This window comes from Novosphingobium sp. B-7 (genome assembly GCF_000410615.1).
Taxonomy (GTDB): domain Bacteria; phylum Pseudomonadota; class Alphaproteobacteria; order Sphingomonadales; family Sphingomonadaceae; genus Novosphingobium; species Novosphingobium capsulatum.
Genome location: NZ_APCQ01000265.1, coordinates 1 through 15,899 on the forward strand (window position 1 = coordinate 1; position 15,899 = coordinate 15,899).

At 65.0% G+C, this 15,899-nt stretch carries 18 protein-coding genes; 16 read left to right on the forward strand and 2 right to left on the reverse strand.

What is annotated here, in order from left to right:
* The first annotated feature begins 489 nt into the window (after window positions 1-489).
* The 13 genes from rpsM (at window position 490) to H926_RS0103555 (ending at window position 11,749) form a co-directional block, all read left to right on the forward strand.
* Entirely contained in the window at window positions 490-858 is a 369-nt protein-coding gene (gene rpsM, locus H926_RS0103495) for a 30S ribosomal protein S13 (protein ID WP_022675075.1), read from the forward strand.
* A gap of 57 nt (window positions 859-915) precedes the next feature.
* Window positions 916-1,305, forward strand: a complete 390-nt coding sequence (rpsK, locus tag H926_RS0103500; protein ID WP_008065643.1) for a 30S ribosomal protein S11 — start codon at window positions 916-918, stop codon at window positions 1,303-1,305.
* Between the two features lie 121 nt (window positions 1,306-1,426).
* Window positions 1,427-2,488: a DNA-directed RNA polymerase subunit alpha gene (locus tag H926_RS0103505; protein WP_022675076.1), complete on the forward strand. Its 1,062-nt coding sequence runs from the start codon at window positions 1,427-1,429 to the stop codon at window positions 2,486-2,488.
* A 151-nt stretch (window positions 2,489-2,639) separates the two neighbouring features.
* Window positions 2,640-3,065: a 50S ribosomal protein L17 gene (gene rplQ, locus H926_RS0103510; protein ID WP_022675077.1), complete on the forward strand. Its 426-nt coding sequence runs from the start codon at window positions 2,640-2,642 to the stop codon at window positions 3,063-3,065.
* Window positions 3,066-3,190: 125 nt separating this feature from the next.
* Window positions 3,191-3,643 (forward strand): RES family NAD+ phosphorylase, encoded by a 453-nt coding sequence (locus tag H926_RS0103515; RefSeq protein ID WP_022675078.1) that lies wholly within the window; start codon window positions 3,191-3,193, stop codon window positions 3,641-3,643.
* 80 nt (window positions 3,644-3,723) lie between these two features.
* Entirely contained in the window at window positions 3,724-5,895 is a 2,172-nt protein-coding gene (locus H926_RS25420; RefSeq protein ID WP_022675079.1) for a prolyl oligopeptidase family protein, read from the forward strand.
* A 64-nt stretch (window positions 5,896-5,959) separates the two neighbouring features.
* Window positions 5,960-8,287 (forward strand): prolyl oligopeptidase family protein, encoded by a 2,328-nt coding sequence (locus tag H926_RS25425; protein ID WP_022675080.1) that lies wholly within the window; start codon window positions 5,960-5,962, stop codon window positions 8,285-8,287.
* Window positions 8,288-8,354: 67 nt separating this feature from the next.
* Window positions 8,355-8,678, forward strand: coding sequence for a DUF1476 domain-containing protein (locus H926_RS0103530; RefSeq protein WP_022675081.1), 324 nt, complete (start codon window positions 8,355-8,357; stop codon window positions 8,676-8,678).
* Window positions 8,678-8,911, forward strand: coding sequence for a BolA/IbaG family iron-sulfur metabolism protein (locus tag H926_RS0103535; protein WP_022675082.1), 234 nt, complete (start codon window positions 8,678-8,680; stop codon window positions 8,909-8,911). The genes H926_RS0103530 and H926_RS0103535 overlap by 1 nt, the downstream gene beginning before the upstream one ends.
* Window positions 8,912-8,936: 25 nt before the next feature.
* Window positions 8,937-9,260 (forward strand): Grx4 family monothiol glutaredoxin, encoded by a 324-nt coding sequence (grxD, locus tag H926_RS0103540; protein WP_022675083.1) that lies wholly within the window; start codon window positions 8,937-8,939, stop codon window positions 9,258-9,260.
* A gap of 334 nt (window positions 9,261-9,594) precedes the next feature.
* Window positions 9,595-10,416 carry an NUDIX domain-containing protein gene (locus H926_RS0103545; protein WP_022675084.1) on the forward strand — a complete coding sequence of 274 codons (822 nt, stop codon included), beginning with the start codon at window positions 9,595-9,597 and terminating at the stop codon, window positions 10,414-10,416.
* Window positions 10,417-10,642: 226 nt separating this feature from the next.
* Window positions 10,643-10,843: a hypothetical protein gene (locus H926_RS32200; RefSeq protein WP_148291620.1), complete on the forward strand. Its 201-nt coding sequence runs from the start codon at window positions 10,643-10,645 to the stop codon at window positions 10,841-10,843.
* Between the two features lie 135 nt (window positions 10,844-10,978).
* Window positions 10,979-11,749 carry a sugar transferase gene (locus H926_RS0103555; RefSeq protein WP_022675086.1) on the forward strand — a complete coding sequence of 257 codons (771 nt, stop codon included), beginning with the start codon at window positions 10,979-10,981 and terminating at the stop codon, window positions 11,747-11,749.
* 121 nt (window positions 11,750-11,870) lie between these two features.
* Here the strand turns inward: H926_RS0103555 and H926_RS32950 are convergent, their stop codons facing one another.
* Window positions 11,871-12,017, reverse strand: coding sequence for a hypothetical protein (locus tag H926_RS32950; protein ID WP_022675087.1), 147 nt, complete (start codon window positions 12,015-12,017; stop codon window positions 11,871-11,873).
* Between the two features lie 444 nt (window positions 12,018-12,461).
* The gene (locus tag H926_RS0103565; RefSeq protein ID WP_022675088.1) at window positions 12,462-12,674 is read right to left on the reverse strand and encodes a hypothetical protein; all 213 of its coding nucleotides are present in this window, start codon (window positions 12,672-12,674) and stop codon (window positions 12,462-12,464) included.
* A 105-nt stretch (window positions 12,675-12,779) separates the two neighbouring features.
* Between H926_RS0103565 and H926_RS0103570 the strand changes: the two genes are divergently transcribed.
* From H926_RS0103570 to H926_RS0103580, 3 genes are all read left to right on the forward strand, one after another.
* Entirely contained in the window at window positions 12,780-13,649 is an 870-nt protein-coding gene (locus H926_RS0103570; protein ID WP_022675089.1) for a glycosyltransferase family 2 protein, read from the forward strand.
* A 4-nt stretch (window positions 13,650-13,653) separates the two neighbouring features.
* Window positions 13,654-14,757, forward strand: coding sequence for a glycosyltransferase family 1 protein (locus H926_RS25430; protein ID WP_022675090.1), 1,104 nt, complete (start codon window positions 13,654-13,656; stop codon window positions 14,755-14,757).
* 8 nt (window positions 14,758-14,765) lie between these two features.
* A partial coding sequence (locus H926_RS0103580; RefSeq protein WP_158441929.1) for an oligosaccharide flippase family protein occupies window positions 14,766-15,899 on the forward strand: 1,134 nt, incomplete at its 3' end.

A 15,899-nucleotide genomic window follows, 5' to 3' on the forward strand; every position in this document is an offset into this window, starting at 1 on the left:
GCCGGCCAGGGCCACTCCGGCCAAGCCCGCGCCCGCCAAGCCCAAGCCTGCGGCCCAGCCCGCGGGGGCCTCGCCGCGTGATGAAGCGACCGCGCAAAAGGACGCGCAGGCCGCATTCGACGCTGCCATGGGGCCGGGCAGCGATCACTGACAAGACGTGCCGACACGGTACGGGCGGGATCACGCCCGCGCGCGAATCGTGCTTTGCGACGCGGCGCTTGTGGCGTATAAGGACGATGTCACCAAAGCTGGCCCCCGTGCTCATGGAGGGGCGCACGTTCACCCGTCTGCGTGGGGAACGTGCCCTTTGTGGTTGACCTTTCCCTGCAAAAAGCTTAAGCGCGCCTTTCACTCGAACGAGAAGGGTCATTTGAAGTCCGGGGCAAGTGCTTGCGCGGGCTGCAATTTGGCGTTTTTGGGCGGGTGTTGTCGCGATGAGATAGGGCGCCAATTTCGATTCGGCGCTCTGTGGAGCAAACGGAGAAACAAGTGGCTCGTATTGCCGGGGTCAATATCCCCACCAACAAGCGCGTGATCGTGGCGCTGACCTACATTCATGGCATTGGCTCGTTCAAGGCCCGCCAGATCGCCGACAAGCTCGGCATCGATCACGCCCGTCGCGTTCAGGATCTGTCGGACGCCGAAGTGCTCCAGATCCGTGAAGCGATCGACGCTGAACACACCGTGGAAGGCGATCTGCGTCGCGAAACCGCGATGAACATCAAGCGTCTGATGGACCTGGCCTGCTATCGTGGCCTGCGTCACCGCAAGGGCCTGCCGGTTCGTGGCCAGCGCACGCACACCAATGCGCGCACCCGCAAGGGCAAGGCCAAGCCGATCGCCGGCAAGAAGAAGTAAGATCAGGCCTTTGAGGCTTTAGATCTTCCCAACGGTTTCTCGACAGGAATTCAGCACATGGCACGCGAACCTCAGCGCATTAAGCGCCGCGAGCGCAAGAACATCACCAGCGGTGTTGCGCACGTTAACGCCAGCTTCAACAACACCATGATCACCATCACCGATGCCCAGGGCAACGCCATTTCGTGGTCGTCTGCCGGCATGATGGGCTTCAAGGGCAGCCGCAAGTCGACCCCGTACGCCGCTCAGGTGGCTGCGGACGACGCCGGCAAGAAGGCCGCCGAACACGGCGTGCGCACCCTTGAAGTGGAAGTGAAGGGTCCGGGTTCGGGCCGCGAAAGCGCCCTGCGCGCTCTGCAGGCGGTGGGTTTCACCATCACTGCGATCCGCGATGTGACCCCAATCCCGCACAACGGCGTGCGTCCTTCCAAGCGCCGTCGCGTCTGACCTGCCTTTTGGCGAGTGGCGCGCGAGGTACCACGCGCGCCACACCCGCCCAATATCTTGACCGGTTGCGGCTTCCTTCTGGCCGACTGCCGGCGCTCTCGAAAAACCCTAGGGGAATTCCATGACTGTCAACATCAAGAACTGGCAGGAACTGAAGAAGCCCAACAATCTCGACATCAAGCCCGGTCACGATCCGAAGCGTCGCGCGACTTTCGTTGCCGAACCGCTTGAGCGTGGCTTTGGTCTTACCCTCGGCAATGCGCTGCGCCGGGTGCTGCTCTCTTCGCTTCAGGGGGCTGCGGTTACGTCGATCAAGATCGAGAACGTGCTGCACGAATTCTCGTCGCTTGCCGGCGTGCGTGAAGACGTCACCGACATCGTGCTCAACGTCAAGCAGATCGCGCTCAAGATGCAGGGCGAAGGCCCCAAGCGTCTTCAGCTTTCCGCGATCGGGCCGGGCGAAGTCAAGGCCGGCGATATCGCCGTGACCGGCGACATCGAGGTGATGAACAAGGATCTGGTGATCTGCCATCTGGATGAAGGCGCGACCTTCAACATGGAACTCACCTGCGACACCGGCAAGGGCTATGTCCCGGCCGTGTCGAACCGCCCGGTGGATGCACCGATCGGTCTGATCCCGGTGGACTCGCTCTACTCGCCCGTGCGTCAGGTGTCCTACAAGGTGGACAACGCCCGCATCGGTCAGGAGCTTGACTACGACAAGCTCAGCCTTTCGGTCGAAACCGATGGCACCGTCACCCCGGAAGACGCCGTGGCTTATGCTGCGCGCATCCTTCAGGATCAGCTGGCGCTGTTCGTCCACTTCGACGACCAGGTGCCGACCGGCCACGTGCCGTCGCTGGCCGGCGTTGCCGCCCATGCGCCGGAAGAAAGCGACGCCAACCAGCTCAACCGCTACCTCCTCAAGAAGGTGGACGAGCTGGAACTGTCGGTGCGTTCGGCCAACTGCCTGAAGAACGACAACATCATCTACATCGGCGACCTGGTCCAGAAGACCGAGGCCGAGATGCTCCGCACGCCGAACTTCGGCCGCAAGTCGCTCAACGAGATCAAGGAAGTGCTCTCGTCGATGGGTCTGCGCCTCGGCATGGACATCCCTGGCTGGCCGCCGGAAAACATCGAGGAAATGGCCAAGAAGCTCGAGCAGGAACTGCTCGGCTGATTGGGTGGGCAGGGCCGGCGCGGAACGCTTTTCCGTACCGGCCTGGCCGCAGCATAGCGCTGCAACCTCGCACGAAAGGGAACTGGCTGCCCCTCAAGTCGGCCTGGATCGGGGTACCTCACACGGCCCCCCTACAAACGGAGAATGAGTTATGCGTCATAAGCTGGGCCAGCGTAAGCTGGGTCGTACCTCGTCGCACCGTATTGCGCTGCTGCGCAATCTGGCCGCCGCCCTGATCAAGCACGAGCAGATCACCACCACCACGCCCAAGGCGAAGGAACTGCGTCCCTACGTCGAAAAGCTGATCACGCTGGCCAAGCATGGTGGCCTGTCGAACCGCCGCCTTGCCCACGCCCGTCTGCTGGACGAAGCGCAGGAAAAGAAGCTGTTCGAAGTTCTGGCCGCGCGCTACGCCGACCGTGAAGGTGGCTACACCCGCATCATCAAGGCCGGCTACCGCGCCTCGGACGCCGCCCCGATCGCCGTGATCGAGCTGGTGGACCGTGACACGTCGGCCAAGGGCCTCGATTCGGGTCCGGTGCTGACTGCCGACGAAGACGAACTCGAAAACGCCTGATCGGGCGGGGCATCGCGCCCCACCATCGGACGAACCGGATCACGGGCGGGGCCGCAAGGCTCCGCCCGTTTTTCGTGCGTTGTGATAGGCTTGCCCGCCCGCTGGCTCCGGCATAGAACGGCCCCATGATCGTATGGCGTTTGGTCAAGGCCGGGGAACACGCGTTGGACGGGGCAGGGGCATTGCGCTTTGGCGGGCGCTATTGCTCGCCCGGCCATCGCATCGTGCATTTTGCCAGCGAGGCCGGCCTCGCCGTGCTGGTCCAGCAAGGCTATCTGGCAGAGCCGGCAGGAACCTGCGAAACGCCGTTCGACCTGGGGTGGACGGAGATTGCCGCCATGGCCGAACGGGTGCCCGATGGGCTTGACCGCGCCGACACGATTGCGTTTGTCGATGCCTGGGCAGGCGCAGCGCGGTCGCTGCTGCTGGCCGTGCGGTCGGCCGTGCTGCCCGAGGCTGACGTCATCCTGATGAATGCCGATCATCCCGCAGCAGGCACAGTGCCACCTCTGACAGTGCGGCCGTTCCGCTTTGCCCAGTGCCTGCACCGCCCGCCGATGCTGGGCCGCTATTCCTGATCGTTGCAAAGTCTGTTGCACTGGGGCGATCCTGCGGTAGTTTCCTGCGAAACCACCCCCCGTCTTGTCAGGATATCGCGATGAAGAACCGCTTGTGGCTGGCCATGGCCGCCCCGCTTGCGCTTGCCACCCCGGTTGCGTTTGCCCAGACGCCGCCCACCCTTGCCAAGGACCAGGCCATGCCGTCACTGCCGCCCTATCCCGCCAGCCCGCAAGTGCCGCTGGTGGAAGACCATTTCGGTGAAAAGGTGTCTGATCCCTGGCGCTGGCTGGAAGCCGACGTGCGCACCGATGCCAAGGTGGCGGCCTGGGTCCAGGCGCAAAGCGCCTATACCGCAGCCTATCTCAAGCAGTTGCCCGAGCGTGCCGCGCTGGAAAAGCGGATGAAGGCGCTGATCGATTACGAACGGTTTGGCCTGCCGCAGCGCCGTGGCGCTTCGGTCTTCTACAGCTGGAACAGCGGCTTGATGAACCAGTCGCAGCTGCTGGTGCGCCCTGCCGATGCGCCGGTGGGCACCAAGGGACGGGTACTGCTCGATCCCAATACCTGGGCCAAGGATGGCGCCACTGCGCTCGATGCCTGGGCGGCATCGGATGACGGGCGCCTGCTGGCCTATTCGGTGCAGGATGGCGGTTCGGATTGGCGGACGGTGAAGTTTGTCGGCGTGGCCGACGGCAAGCCGCTGGCCGACGAACTCAAGTGGGTGAAGTTTTCCGGCCTGGCCTGGCTCGGCAACGATGCGCTGCTCTATTCCCGCTTTGCCGAGCCAAAGGAAGGCCAGGCCTTCCAGGCGCTGAACTATAACCAGACGGTGTGGCTCCACCGCCTGGGCACGCCGCAAAGCGCCGACCAGCCGGTGTTCGCCACGCCCGATCTGCCCAAGCGCGGCCACGGCGCCAGCGTATCGAGCGACGGGCGCTGGGTGGTGATCACCAGCAGCGAGGGCACCGATCCGGTCAACACCGTGCACGTGGCGCGCGTCACCAACGGCAAGATTGGCCCGGTTACCGCACTGATCCCCGATCTCAAGGCGCAGTGGGATTTCGTTGATGGCGTGGGCGATCAGCTTTGGTTCGTTTCGGGCGACGGCGCTCCGCTCAAGAAGATCGTGCGGGTCGATCTGTCGGGCAGCACGCCGCGCTTCGATACCGTGGTGCCCGAAAGCAAGGACAACCTCGAATCCGTCGGCATTGCCGGCAACCGCCTGTTCGCCAGCTATATCCACGATGCCAAGAGTCAGGTTCTGGCGTTCGATCTTGATGGCAAGCCGGCCGGTGCAGTCAGCCTGCCCGGCATCGGCAGCGCCTCGGGCCTGAGCGGCCGGCCCGGCGATCGCCATGCCTATCTCTCGTTCAGCAGCTTTACCCAGCCTGCCACGGTGCTGGCGCTCGATCCCGCCACGGCGAAAACCACCCCGTGGGAGCCGGTGCACCTGACGTTCGATCCGGCCGATTTCCGGGTGGAGCAGGTGTTCTATCCCAGCAAGGACGGCACCAAGGTGCCGATGTTCATCGTCCGCCGCAAGGATGCCAAGGGCCCGCTGCCCACGCTGCTCTATGGCTATGGCGGCTTCAATGTGGCGCTTACCCCATGGTTTTCCGCCGGTTTCATGACCTGGATCGACAGCGGCGGCGCCTTTGCCCTGGCAAACCTACGCGGCGGCGGGGAATATGGCGATGCTTGGCACGATGCCGGCCGGCGCGACAAGAAGCAGAACGTGTTCGACGATTTCATTGCCGCGGGCGAATGGCTGATCGCCAATGGCGTGACGCCGCGCCACGGCCTGGCGATCGAGGGTGGCTCCAACGGTGGCCTGCTGATCGGCGCGGTGACCAACCAGCGGCCCGATCTGTTTGCCGCGGCCAGCCCTGCCGTGGGCGTGATGGACATGCTGCGCTTCGACCAGTTCACCGCCGGGCGCTATTGGGTGGATGACTATGGCTATCCCGAAAAGGAAGCCGATTGGCGCGTGCTGCGCCGCTATTCGCCCTATCACAACGTGCGTTCGGGCGTGGACTATCCGGCCATCCTGGTGACCACGGCCGACACCGACGATCGCGTCGTGCCGGGGCACAGCTTCAAATATACTGCGGCGCTGCAGACCGCCGCGATCGGGCCCAAGCCGCACCTGATCCGCATCGAGACGCGCGCTGGCCATGGTTCGGGCAAGCCGATCGACAAGCAGATCGAGGAAACCGCCGATGTGCAGGCGTTTCTGGCCCATTTCACCGGGCTGACGCCGCGCCCCTGAAGTCTATCTTTGACCGTGCAATCTCTGGCGCCGGCGCTGTGCCGGTGCTAGAGATTTCCGAACAATGACAAGGTTTGGGACAGGATGGCGCAAGGCGCTGCTGGCGGGAACGCTGGCTGGGCTGGTGGCGGGTGGTGGCCAAGCCACCGCCGGCACCGCGCCTGCCCGTGCGCCCTTGGCCGATGGCGCCGTGGAAGGCGCGGTTGACGTTGTCCGCAGTGAGCATGCCGGCACCTCCAGCCAAACCCCGCTAACCCCCACCGTGGCCCCGGGCGCCAGCCTGGTCCTGCCCCGCGAACTCTATCCCCTGGCGCGGCGCGACGCGGTGGTCGACAAGCCGTTTGGCCAGGCCGTGGCCGATCCGTGGCGCTGGCTCGAAGCTGATCTGCGCACCAGCCCCGAGGTGGCAGATTGGGTGGCGCGCGAAAATCGCCTGAGCGGCGCATTCCTCAAGGCTTTGCCGGGCCGCGCCGATTTTGCCGCGCGCATCCGCAGCTTGCTCGATTATCCGCGCGTGTCCTTGCCGCGCAAGGCAGGGCACAGCTACTTCTACTTGCGCAACACCGGCCTGCAGAACCAGTCCCTGCTTTATGTACAGGATGGTGACAGCGGAACGCCGCGCCTGCTGATCGATCCCAATGGCTGGTCGGGCGATGGGACAGATGCGCTGGACCTGTGGGTGCCTTCGCGCAGCGGGCGCTTTCTGGCGTTCGGCCGCCAGCGTGATGGCAGTGATTGGCGCACGCTGGGCGTGGTCGACGCGCGCAATGGCCACATGCTGGACGATCGCCTGGAGTGGGCCAACGATACGCTGATCGGATGGCTGGGCGACGAAGGCTTCCTCTATTCGCGCTATCCCGCGCCGGCCCAGGGGCAGGCCTATCGCGCGGTGCTGGCGGGCAAGGCCGTGTGGTTTCACCGCGTGGGCACGCCGCAAGCGGCCGATGAACTGGTCTTTGCCACGCCCGATCATCCCGAATGGGGGCACAAGGCCTTCGTCACCTCGGACGGCCGCTGGGCGGTCATCACCACCGAGGCCAGCACCGATGCGCGCCGCATGGTCCACCTGGTCGATCTGCGCGGCGATGGCTGGCGGCGCGGCGATTGGCGCGTGCTGCCGCTCGTTACCGATTTCGCTCACGAATGGAAGCCGATCGAGGGGCTGGGCGATCGGTTGTGGTTCATCACCAATTCCGGTGCGCCCAATGGCATGGTCGCCGAACTTGATCTGGCCAATGCCGCGCCGCGCTGGCGGGTGATCGTGCCCGAACGTAGCCAGAGCCTGTCCGGCGGCAACGTGGTGGGGGATCGCCTCATTCTGTCGTATCAGCACGATGGCGCCACGACTGCCGTGGTCACCAATCTGCGCGGCAAGCCGGCGCGGGCGATCACGCTCAACGGCATCGGCGTGGCCTCAGGCTTTGCCGGGCGGCCGGGTGACAACGAAACGTTCTATCAGTTTTCTAGCTTCAACCTGCCGCCCACGATCTTTCGCCTGAATCTGAAAACCGGGCAGGCGACGCCCTTTGCCCAGCCGCGCCTGTCGTTCGATCCGGCAGACTATGTGGTGGAACAGCGCCGCTATCGCTCCAAGGATGGCACGATGGTGCCGCTCTATCTGGTGCGCAGCCGCCGTGCCGCGCTCGCCGGGCAGGCGCTGCCGACGCTGCTCTATGGCTACGGCGGGTTCGATGTGGCGCTCACGCCGGGGTGGTCGCCGGTGCGCATGGCGTGGATCGCCGCCGGTGGCGCTTTTGCCTTGGCCAACATTCGCGGTGGCGGCGAATTTGGCGAGGCGTGGCACGATGGCGGCCGGCTTGCCGCCAAGCAGAACAGCTTCGATGATTTCATCGCCGCGGGCGAATATCTCATCGCCCAGGGCATCACGCCCAAGGGTGGCCTGGCAATCCAGGGCAGCTCGAACGGCGGCCTGCTGGTGGGCGCGGTGGTCAATCAGCGGCCCGATCTGTTTGCCGCGGCCAACCCCGATGTCGGGGTGATGGACATGCTGCGCTTTGACCAGTTCACGGCCGGCCGGTTCTGGATGGATGACTATGGCAATCCTGGCCGTGCTGCCGATTGGCAAGTGCTGCGCGCCTATTCGCCCTATCACAATATTCGCGAGGGCGTGCGCTATCCCGCTATCCTGGTGACCACCGCCGATACCGACGATCGCGTTGTGCCCGCGCACAGCTTCAAATATGCCGCCGCGCTGCAGGCGGCCGATATCGGCCCGCTGCCGCATCTGTTGCGGGTGGAGCAGGGCGCGGGCCATGGCGGCGGCAAGAGCGTGGACAAGGTGATCGCTGGCGGCGCCGATGTGCTGGCGTTCCTGGCGGCCTATACCGGCTTGTCACCCCAACCGCTGGTGCCATCGCCGCCGGCGCCATAGGTTCCCCTTGCAGGGCGGGCAGTGGCTGACTATCCGCAAAGGTGGGACCACAACGGGATCGACCACAATGACCATGTTCGATGATCGCGAGCGCGCGTTCGAAGCCAAGTTCGCCCACGACGAGGAAATGCTGTTCCGCGTGCATGCCCGTCGCAACCGTTTGCTGGGGCAGTGGGCTGCTGAGCGCATGAAGCTGACCCAGGCCGAGGCGGAAGCCTATGCCAAGTCCGTGGTTCATACCGATTTCGAGGAAGCCGGTGACGAAGACGTGGTGCGCAAGCTGCTGGGCGATCTGATCGCTGCTGGCGTCGATGTCAGCGAGGAAGAAATCCGCACCGCACTCGATGCCAAGGCCGTTGACGCGCGCCGCCAGCTGATGGGCGAAGTCTGATGGCGATGGCCGCTGCCGAGATTGAAGCGATGATCCGCGCCGCTCTGCCCGATGCAGACGTGACCATCACTGATCTCGCTGGGGATGGCGATCACTATGCCGCCCATGTCGTTTCGCCCGCCTTTGCCGGGATGAGCCGTGTGGCGCAGCACAAGGCGGTCTATGCCGCACTCGGTGGCCGCATGGGCGGCGTGCTTCATGCCTTGCAACTGACCACCGCTGCCCCCAAATAAGGGGCCGAAAGGAATTCATCCCACCATGTCTACCGAGCAGCGCATCGACGAAATAGTCAAGGGCAACGACGTTGTCCTGTTCATGAAGGGTACGCCGCTGTTCCCGCAATGCGGCTTTTCCAGCCGTGCCGTGGCGATCCTCGAACACCTCGGCGTGGAATATGCCAGCGTCGATGTCTTGCAGGACATGGAAATCCGTCAGGGCATCAAGTCCTATTCCGATTGGCCCACGATTCCCCAGCTCTATGTGAAGGGTGAGTTCGTTGGTGGTTCGGACATCATGATGGAAATGTACGAAGCGGGCGAACTGGCCCAGCTGATGGAAGAGGCCGAGGTGAAGCCGGCCTGAAGGTGCCGCTCCCGGCATGCGATGGCCGGGGCGCAACTTGCTGAACAACGCGGTTTCCCGATCGGGAGGCCGCGTTTTTTCGTTGTATCATGTGGTGTTGGGAACCCCGGGGGAGGCGGAGCCGGGGAGACTTGGGGTGTCCGGCTCCGCCTCTCGAAGAAAGAAGTCTTCGGGGTATGCAAAGCTAAGCACAGAGCGTGCCAGTTTCCGGAAGGGCCATCTTTCAGGGGGATGCCCACACCCCTTACATGGCGCCGCACCGGCCAATTGTAAAATATGCCGACGGTTCTTGCGGGCACTTGGCAAGGCTCGCCAGCAACCGCATGGTGGCGCGATGCCCGATCCGCACCATGCCTCTGAACCGACCAACACTGCCCTGGGAGAACCAGCCGCCACGCTGATCGTGTTTCGCAAGGGCGCGGCAGGCGCGCCGGCGCAGATCCTGCTGGTGGAGCGTTCGGCCCAGTTGCGTTTTGCCGGCGGCGCCACGGTGTTTCCCGGTGGCAAGGTGGATGCGGCCGATCATGCCTTGGTCGCGCAAGGGCCTGGCTGGGCATCCGGGCTGGATGCAGATGATGCCGCCGCGCGCGTGGCCGCCGTGCGTGAAACGCTGGAAGAAACCGGATTGCTCGTGGGCCTGGCGCCTGCCCGGCCGGATGCCGCCGCGCTCGATGCGTCGGGCGCGCAGCAGGCCCGGGCGATCTTGGCGCAGGCTGGGAGCATGGCGCCAGTGCTGGCGCACTTTGGCTGGCAGCTGGATCCCGCCGCCCTGGTGCCATGGGCGCGCTGGTGGCCGCGAGGGAAGCCGGGGCGCGTGTTCGACACGCGGTTCTATCTGGCTGACCTTGGCAGTGGCATGGTCGACCTTGCGGTGGACCGTACCGAAAACTGCCATCTGTTCTGGGCCAGCGCGGCAGAGGCGCTGGCTGCCGCCGCGCGGGGGGATATTCGCGTCATCTTTCCCACCCGGCGCAATCTTGAACGCCTGGCCCTGTTCGACGATTTCGCCACGGCCAGCCAGCACGCGGCGGCCCATCCCGTGGTGCCGATCGTGCCGCAAACCATTCTGCGCGATGGGAAGCCGTGGCTGGCCATTCCCGATGGCCATGGCTATCCCGTGTTGGGGGAACCCTTGGCCGAGGCGCACCGCGCTTGACCGGCGCCCGGCGCACTTGCATCCACATTCGAGAATATCCGGCGGCGTCAAATCGCCAAATCGGATAAGGGCATTTCCTGAGGGCAATACGTATACCCCCCGATGCCCCGGCGCAGGCGGCAGTAATCTGGCGGGCGTAAAACCCAGGTGGAGGTAATCCCCCATGCCCGTTTTACAGCCGCGTCACAGCATCCTGCCCGATCCGCCACCGGCCGATGATGCCCCGGTGCCACGGCTCGTGTCTGGTGAGGAAGAGCCTGTTTTTTCACCGGTTCATGCGTTGCAACAAGAACTGTTGCCGCTGGCGCAGGGCAGCGCGCAGACAGCGGACGCACTTTATCCGCTGTGGCTGCGGGTGGCGATCATTGGTGGCTCTTCGGCGTTCGCCTGGGCGCTGATTATCTGGGGCGTGTTGCGCCTTCACTAGGTGATTCGCCGTCGCTGCGTCAGCTAACGAACCATCTCGGCTGTATCGCTCGCTGACGGCATCTGCGGGCTGTTCCTATCATCCCTGCCATGGACGCCGGATATGCGGCGTCGCCCGGTGTGGGGACCAGCTCAGGTGAATCATCAACACAATGTCGCTGCGCGACCCGAGGGTGTCCGCAATTCCGCCGGCACCTGGCATGGGCCGGCGCTTGCTTTCACCCCCGATCTTTCCGCGGCGCCGCGTGCAGCGCTGGCGCGCTGGCGCCACCCTGCGTCCGATCCGCGTATCGCGCGGGCAGAGGCGTGGACGCGCGCGATCGACGTGATCATGGCCTTTGGCGCACTTGTCGTGTTTTTTCCGCTCATGCTCGCCATTGCCGCGCTCGTGCGGTTTTCGGATGGCGGCCCGGTGCTGTTCCGCCATCGCCGGGTGGGAGCAGGGGGGCGTCACTTCGCCTGTCTCAAGTTTCGCTCGATGTGCGTGGATGCCGATGCGCGGCTGCGCCATGTCCTGGAAACCGATCCTGCCGCGCGTGCCGAATGGGAAGCGACGCACAAACTGCAAAACGATCCTCGGATCACGGCGGTTGGGCGGCTGCTGCGCAAGAGCAGCCTGGATGAGCTGCCCCAGCTCATCAACGTTCTGCGTGGGGATATGAGCCTGGTGGGGCCGCGGCCGATCGTTGATGCCGAAGTCGTGCGCTATGGGCGTCATTTTGCCGCCTACTGCGCGGTGCGACCGGGGGTGACAGGCCTGTGGCAGGTGGCGCGCCGCCACGATACCACCTATCGCCGCCGCGTGGCCTGTGACCGGCTCTATCGCCGGGCTCGCTCGTTGCGGCTCTATTTCCGCATCCTGATCCTGACAGTGCCGAGCGTAATTCTGGCGCGCGGCGCGTATTGACGGATTGGGCAAGCTGATCGTTTAACGGAAAACGCAAACGGGAGAAGCGCCTGCTGGTGCTTCTCCCGTCACGCGTAAGTAAACGACAGCAACCAAGAACGCTTGGTGAATTATGTTCTGATCAAAAGATGATCAGCGCCAGTCCGATCCAGAAAACCTGGCTCAACGCCAAGCCGATCAGCAATCCCTTGGCGGCGGCGGTGCCTTCGCCAGCAGGGGCATCATGGAACGAGACGAAACCATCTTCGCGGAAAGACTGAGTAGACATCCTGCAACCCTTTTAACCAGTGTTCTTGGCCTTGGCGGCAGCAACCGCCGTTACCAAATTCAAACGCGTTTCAGGGCCAGCTTGTTCCCGCTTCGCTCCTGTTGATACGGCCGTTGATAAGGGCGTTTTTCCCGTCCCGCCTGACCGTCCTGCAAAGGCTTTTCATAGCAGCGATTGGTTGTAAACCCGTGAATACCACCGTTTTTACACACGATTGCAGCGCAACAGGTCCGCTGTTGCGTCGCACGGGGCGGCCATGGGTATGATGACTTTGGTTCTTGCTGCGCTGCACCCGGTCTGCGTTGCACTGCAACGTTGATGATGGCTTGACAGCGCAGCCAAGGCGGATGGCGCGCGCGCGCGCCGACATGTCGGCTTTGCTGTCGTTAAACTGAAACAAAAACAGCGGTCTGACGGGGTGCTTGGAGGGTTGTTGAGATCGCATCAGTTGCGCTGGGCCGAGGCACAGGCGCGACCGGCTGCAAAACTCCGCGCCGTAACGCCGGTGGTGTCGATTTTGCCGGTGCGAAGATGCCGAAATGGCACCATGGCGTGGCAAACCCGTAGCAGGCGGCAGGCCGATTTCTTGCACTGCAAAAATGCAATTTTTTCGATGAATTGCGCCGACGTGCCGATCTTGCCCGGCTTCCGCCCCACAATCGACGCGGCTTAGTCTCTCGGTAACGGAGCCAACGCGCGTGGACCGGCTGCATCGCGGTCTTACGACGTAGGGGAAATCCACCAGGGGGACCGCGTCAGAGCATGCTGCGAATCCATGTTGCCATCGCCACCGTTGGCCGCGCCAGTCTGGCGCGCCAGACGATCGATCTTCTTGCCGGGCAATCGCGGCAGCCCGATGGCGTAATCGTCGTCGGCGCGGCGCCAGCCGATCTTGCCGGTATCGCGGATAGCCCGCTGACGCCCGAACTGGCCTTGGCCGAACGTGGCCTGTGCCGCCAGCGCAACCGCGCGCTCGATTTGCTCGCCGGCCGGGCCGACGTGGTGATCTTCTTCGATGATGATTTCGTAGCCGCGCCCGATTACCTGGCGGCGGTCGAACGCCTGTTTCTCGCCCACCCCGATGTGGCCGGGATCACCGGCAATCTGGTAGGTGATGGTGTGCGCCACGGCGGCTATGGCATTGCCCAGGCCCAGGCGATGATCGCCGCGCAGACCCTGCTGCTCGATCCTGCGATCATCCCGCGCGAGGCTCTCTATGGCTGCAACATGGCGCTGCGCATGGCCCATGTCGGCAATCTGCGCTTTGACGAGGCGCTGCCGCTGTATGGCTGGCAGGAGGACATCGATTTCACCATGCGCCTGTCCCGGCACGGGCGACTGGTATCCACCGGGCTGGTTTCGGGCGTGCACCTGGGGGTGAAGGGCGGGCGCACCTCGGGCCGGCGCCTGGGGTATTCGCAGGTGGCCAACATCGTCTACCTGCGCCGCAAGGGCACCATGCCCGGCCCGCTCGGGCGCAAGTTGCTGTGGCGCAATGTCCTGGCCAACCTGCTGCGTGCGCCGTTTCCCGAGCCCCATGTCGATCGCTGGGGACGCCTGCGCGGCAATGCCCTGGCGCTGGCGGACCTGTGGCGCGGGCGGATCGATCCGCGCAAGATCGAAAGCATGTGATCCGGTGCGAACGATCGCATTCAATGGCAAGTTTCGCGCCGGCAAGCACAATGGGGTGTGGCGCGTTTCGGATCGCCTGATCCGCGAGGTGGACAGCCTGCTGGCCGCCATGTCTTCCGCTGCTCGCCCCGATGTGCGGCTGATCGTGCCCGCCGGGTGCCCGGCGGCCGATCCCTATGCGGCCATCCGGGTGGAGGAAGACGTGCATGGCCCCAGCCAAAGCTGGGAGCAGCGCCGCCTGCCCGCGCTGGCGCGGGGCAGCCTGCTGGTCAACCTCGCCAACCTGGCGCCGGTGCTGCATCGGCCCAAGATTACCATGCTGCACGATGCGCAGTTCTGCCGGCCAGACTGTTCCTATCCCTGGCGCCAGCGCATGGGCTATCGCCTCCTGGCGCCGCTCATGGCCCGGTCCAGCAACCTGGTGCTCACCGTGTCTGACTATTCGCGCCGCGATCTGGCCGGATATGGCGTGATCGGCGCTGGGCGCGTGGAAATCGTCCACAACGGCGCTGATCATATCCTTGAAGTGGCGCCCGATCCTGCCGCCCTGCCGCGTCTGGGCCTGGCGCCGGGCGAATACCTGCTGATGTTTGGCAGCGTAAAGGCCTACAAGAACAATGCCGTGGTATTCGAAGCCCTCGAACTGGCCAATGCCGCACACTGTGCTGGGCAGGGTTGGCCACCGCGCCGGCTGGTCATCGTTGGGCCAGGGCGTGAGGCATTGCTGGCGGTGGGCCTGCGCCCCCCCGCTGATGCCGTATTCGCTGGGGGCTGCGACGATGCGGCGTTGCGCGCGCTGTATGAAGGCGCCCAGGCGCTGCTTTTCCCCTCGCGGACAGAGGGGTTTGGCCTGCCGCCGGTTGAGGCCATGTTGTGCCGCTGCCCGGTCATTGCCGCGCCCTGTGGCGCCGTGCCCGAAGTGTGCGGCGCGGCGGCCTTGATGGCCGATCCCGATGATCCCACGGCCTGGCTGGATCAGATCGCCGCGTTGGAACAGGCCGACACGCGCGCCACGATGGTGGCGGCCGGGCTGGCCCGTGCTGGCCGCTACACCTGGGCAGGCGCGGGGCGCACGTTGCTCGATCTGTTGATCGCCTGCGCGGCATGAGGCCGGCGATGAACGAGGCTTTTTCTCCCTCCGTCCACCGCGGCCTGCCAATGCGGATCGCCGGGTGGTGGCGTGGCGGCAGCTTCACGGCGGTGATTGCCATGGCCGCGCGGGCAAGCAGCCAGTTGGCGCTGCTCGGCGTAACGCTGGTGGCCACGCGCACCCTGGCACCGGCCGATTTCGGCGTATTCGCGATTGCTGCCGCGTTCCTCACGCTCTCGCGTACCATGCTCTATACCGGGCCGTTCGAATACGTGCTCAAGGCGCCCGAGGCAGACAGCGCCACCGTCGTCAGCGCGGGCCTTGTCGCCAACGTCATCGTCGCGCTGGGCTGGGTACTCCTGCTGTGCGGCTGTGGCCTGGCCGCGCCGTTCGTGTTTCGCGGTTCGGGCGTGGCCCTGCTGCTGTTCTGCCTTGCCCCGTCCAACCTGCTGGCGGCCCTGGCCGGTTGGGAAGAGGCCATGCTGCTGCGCGGCCAGCAGGTGCGCCGCTATTACGCGATTACCGTGATTACGGAAATTGCCGCTGGCCTGGGCGCTGCCGTCTTGCTGCTGATGGGTTGGGGCCTGTGGGCGCTGGTGGCGCAGGTCTATGCCCGGCTGGCGATCTTCATCGTGGCCTATCGTGCCGTTCTGGTGCTTCCCCGCCTGGCCAGGCCTTCCGCGCAGGAAACCTGGCGCGTGCTGGCGTGGTCGTGGAGCCGGTATGGTTCTGTCATGGTCGGTTTCCTGGCCAACTACAGCGGAGACCTGCTGCTGGGCGCGGTGTTTTCGCCGGCGGCCTCGGGCCTTTATCGCGCCGGGAATCGCGTGGTTTCCGCGCTCGCCGATATGTTCGTGCAGCCGGCCGGGCTGCTGGTCACCACCGGCCTTGCGGCAGAGCGGGCGCGGGGCAGGGCAGGCGATGGCAGCTGGTTGCCGCTGTCTGGGCTGTTCGGCGCGCTGTGCTGGCCGGCGCTGGCAGGGCTTGCCGTTGTCGCTGACGAGATTGCCCCGGTCATGCTGGGGCCGGCCTGGGCCGGTGCAGGGCCGATCATCGCGGTGTTCTGCGTGGCGCGCATGGCGGCCTTGCCGATTGCGGTGGCCTCGGCCGTGCTGGTGATCGAGGATCGGCAGCATCGGGTGCTGTGGGTACAGTCCGTG

Excerpts from the sequence above, each read along its gene's own strand:
- rplQ (WP_022675077.1), top strand. The coding sequence starts at position 2,640 with ATGCGTCATAAGCTGGGCCAGCGTAAGCTGGGTCGTACCTCGTCGCAC.
- H926_RS0103530 (WP_022675081.1), top strand. The coding sequence starts at position 8,355 with ATGACCATGTTCGATGATCGCGAGCGCGCGTTCGAAGCCAAGTTCGCC.
- rpsK (WP_008065643.1), top strand. The coding sequence starts at position 916 with ATGGCACGCGAACCTCAGCGCATTAAGCGCCGCGAGCGCAAGAACATC.
- H926_RS0103505 (WP_022675076.1), top strand. The coding sequence starts at position 1,427 with ATGACTGTCAACATCAAGAACTGGCAGGAACTGAAGAAGCCCAACAAT.
- H926_RS0103570 (WP_022675089.1), top strand. The coding sequence starts at position 12,780 with ATGCTGCGAATCCATGTTGCCATCGCCACCGTTGGCCGCGCCAGTCTG.
- H926_RS0103535 (WP_022675082.1), top strand. The coding sequence starts at position 8,678 with ATGGCGATGGCCGCTGCCGAGATTGAAGCGATGATCCGCGCCGCTCTG.
- H926_RS0103545 (WP_022675084.1), top strand. The coding sequence starts at position 9,595 with ATGCCCGATCCGCACCATGCCTCTGAACCGACCAACACTGCCCTGGGA.
- H926_RS0103515 (WP_022675078.1), top strand. The coding sequence starts at position 3,191 with ATGATCGTATGGCGTTTGGTCAAGGCCGGGGAACACGCGTTGGACGGG.
- grxD (WP_022675083.1), top strand. The coding sequence starts at position 8,937 with ATGTCTACCGAGCAGCGCATCGACGAAATAGTCAAGGGCAACGACGTT.
- H926_RS32950 (WP_022675087.1), bottom strand. The coding sequence starts at position 12,017 with ATGTCTACTCAGTCTTTCCGCGAAGATGGTTTCGTCTCGTTCCATGAT.
- H926_RS25425 (WP_022675080.1), top strand. The coding sequence starts at position 5,960 with ATGACAAGGTTTGGGACAGGATGGCGCAAGGCGCTGCTGGCGGGAACG.
- H926_RS25420 (WP_022675079.1), top strand. The coding sequence starts at position 3,724 with ATGAAGAACCGCTTGTGGCTGGCCATGGCCGCCCCGCTTGCGCTTGCC.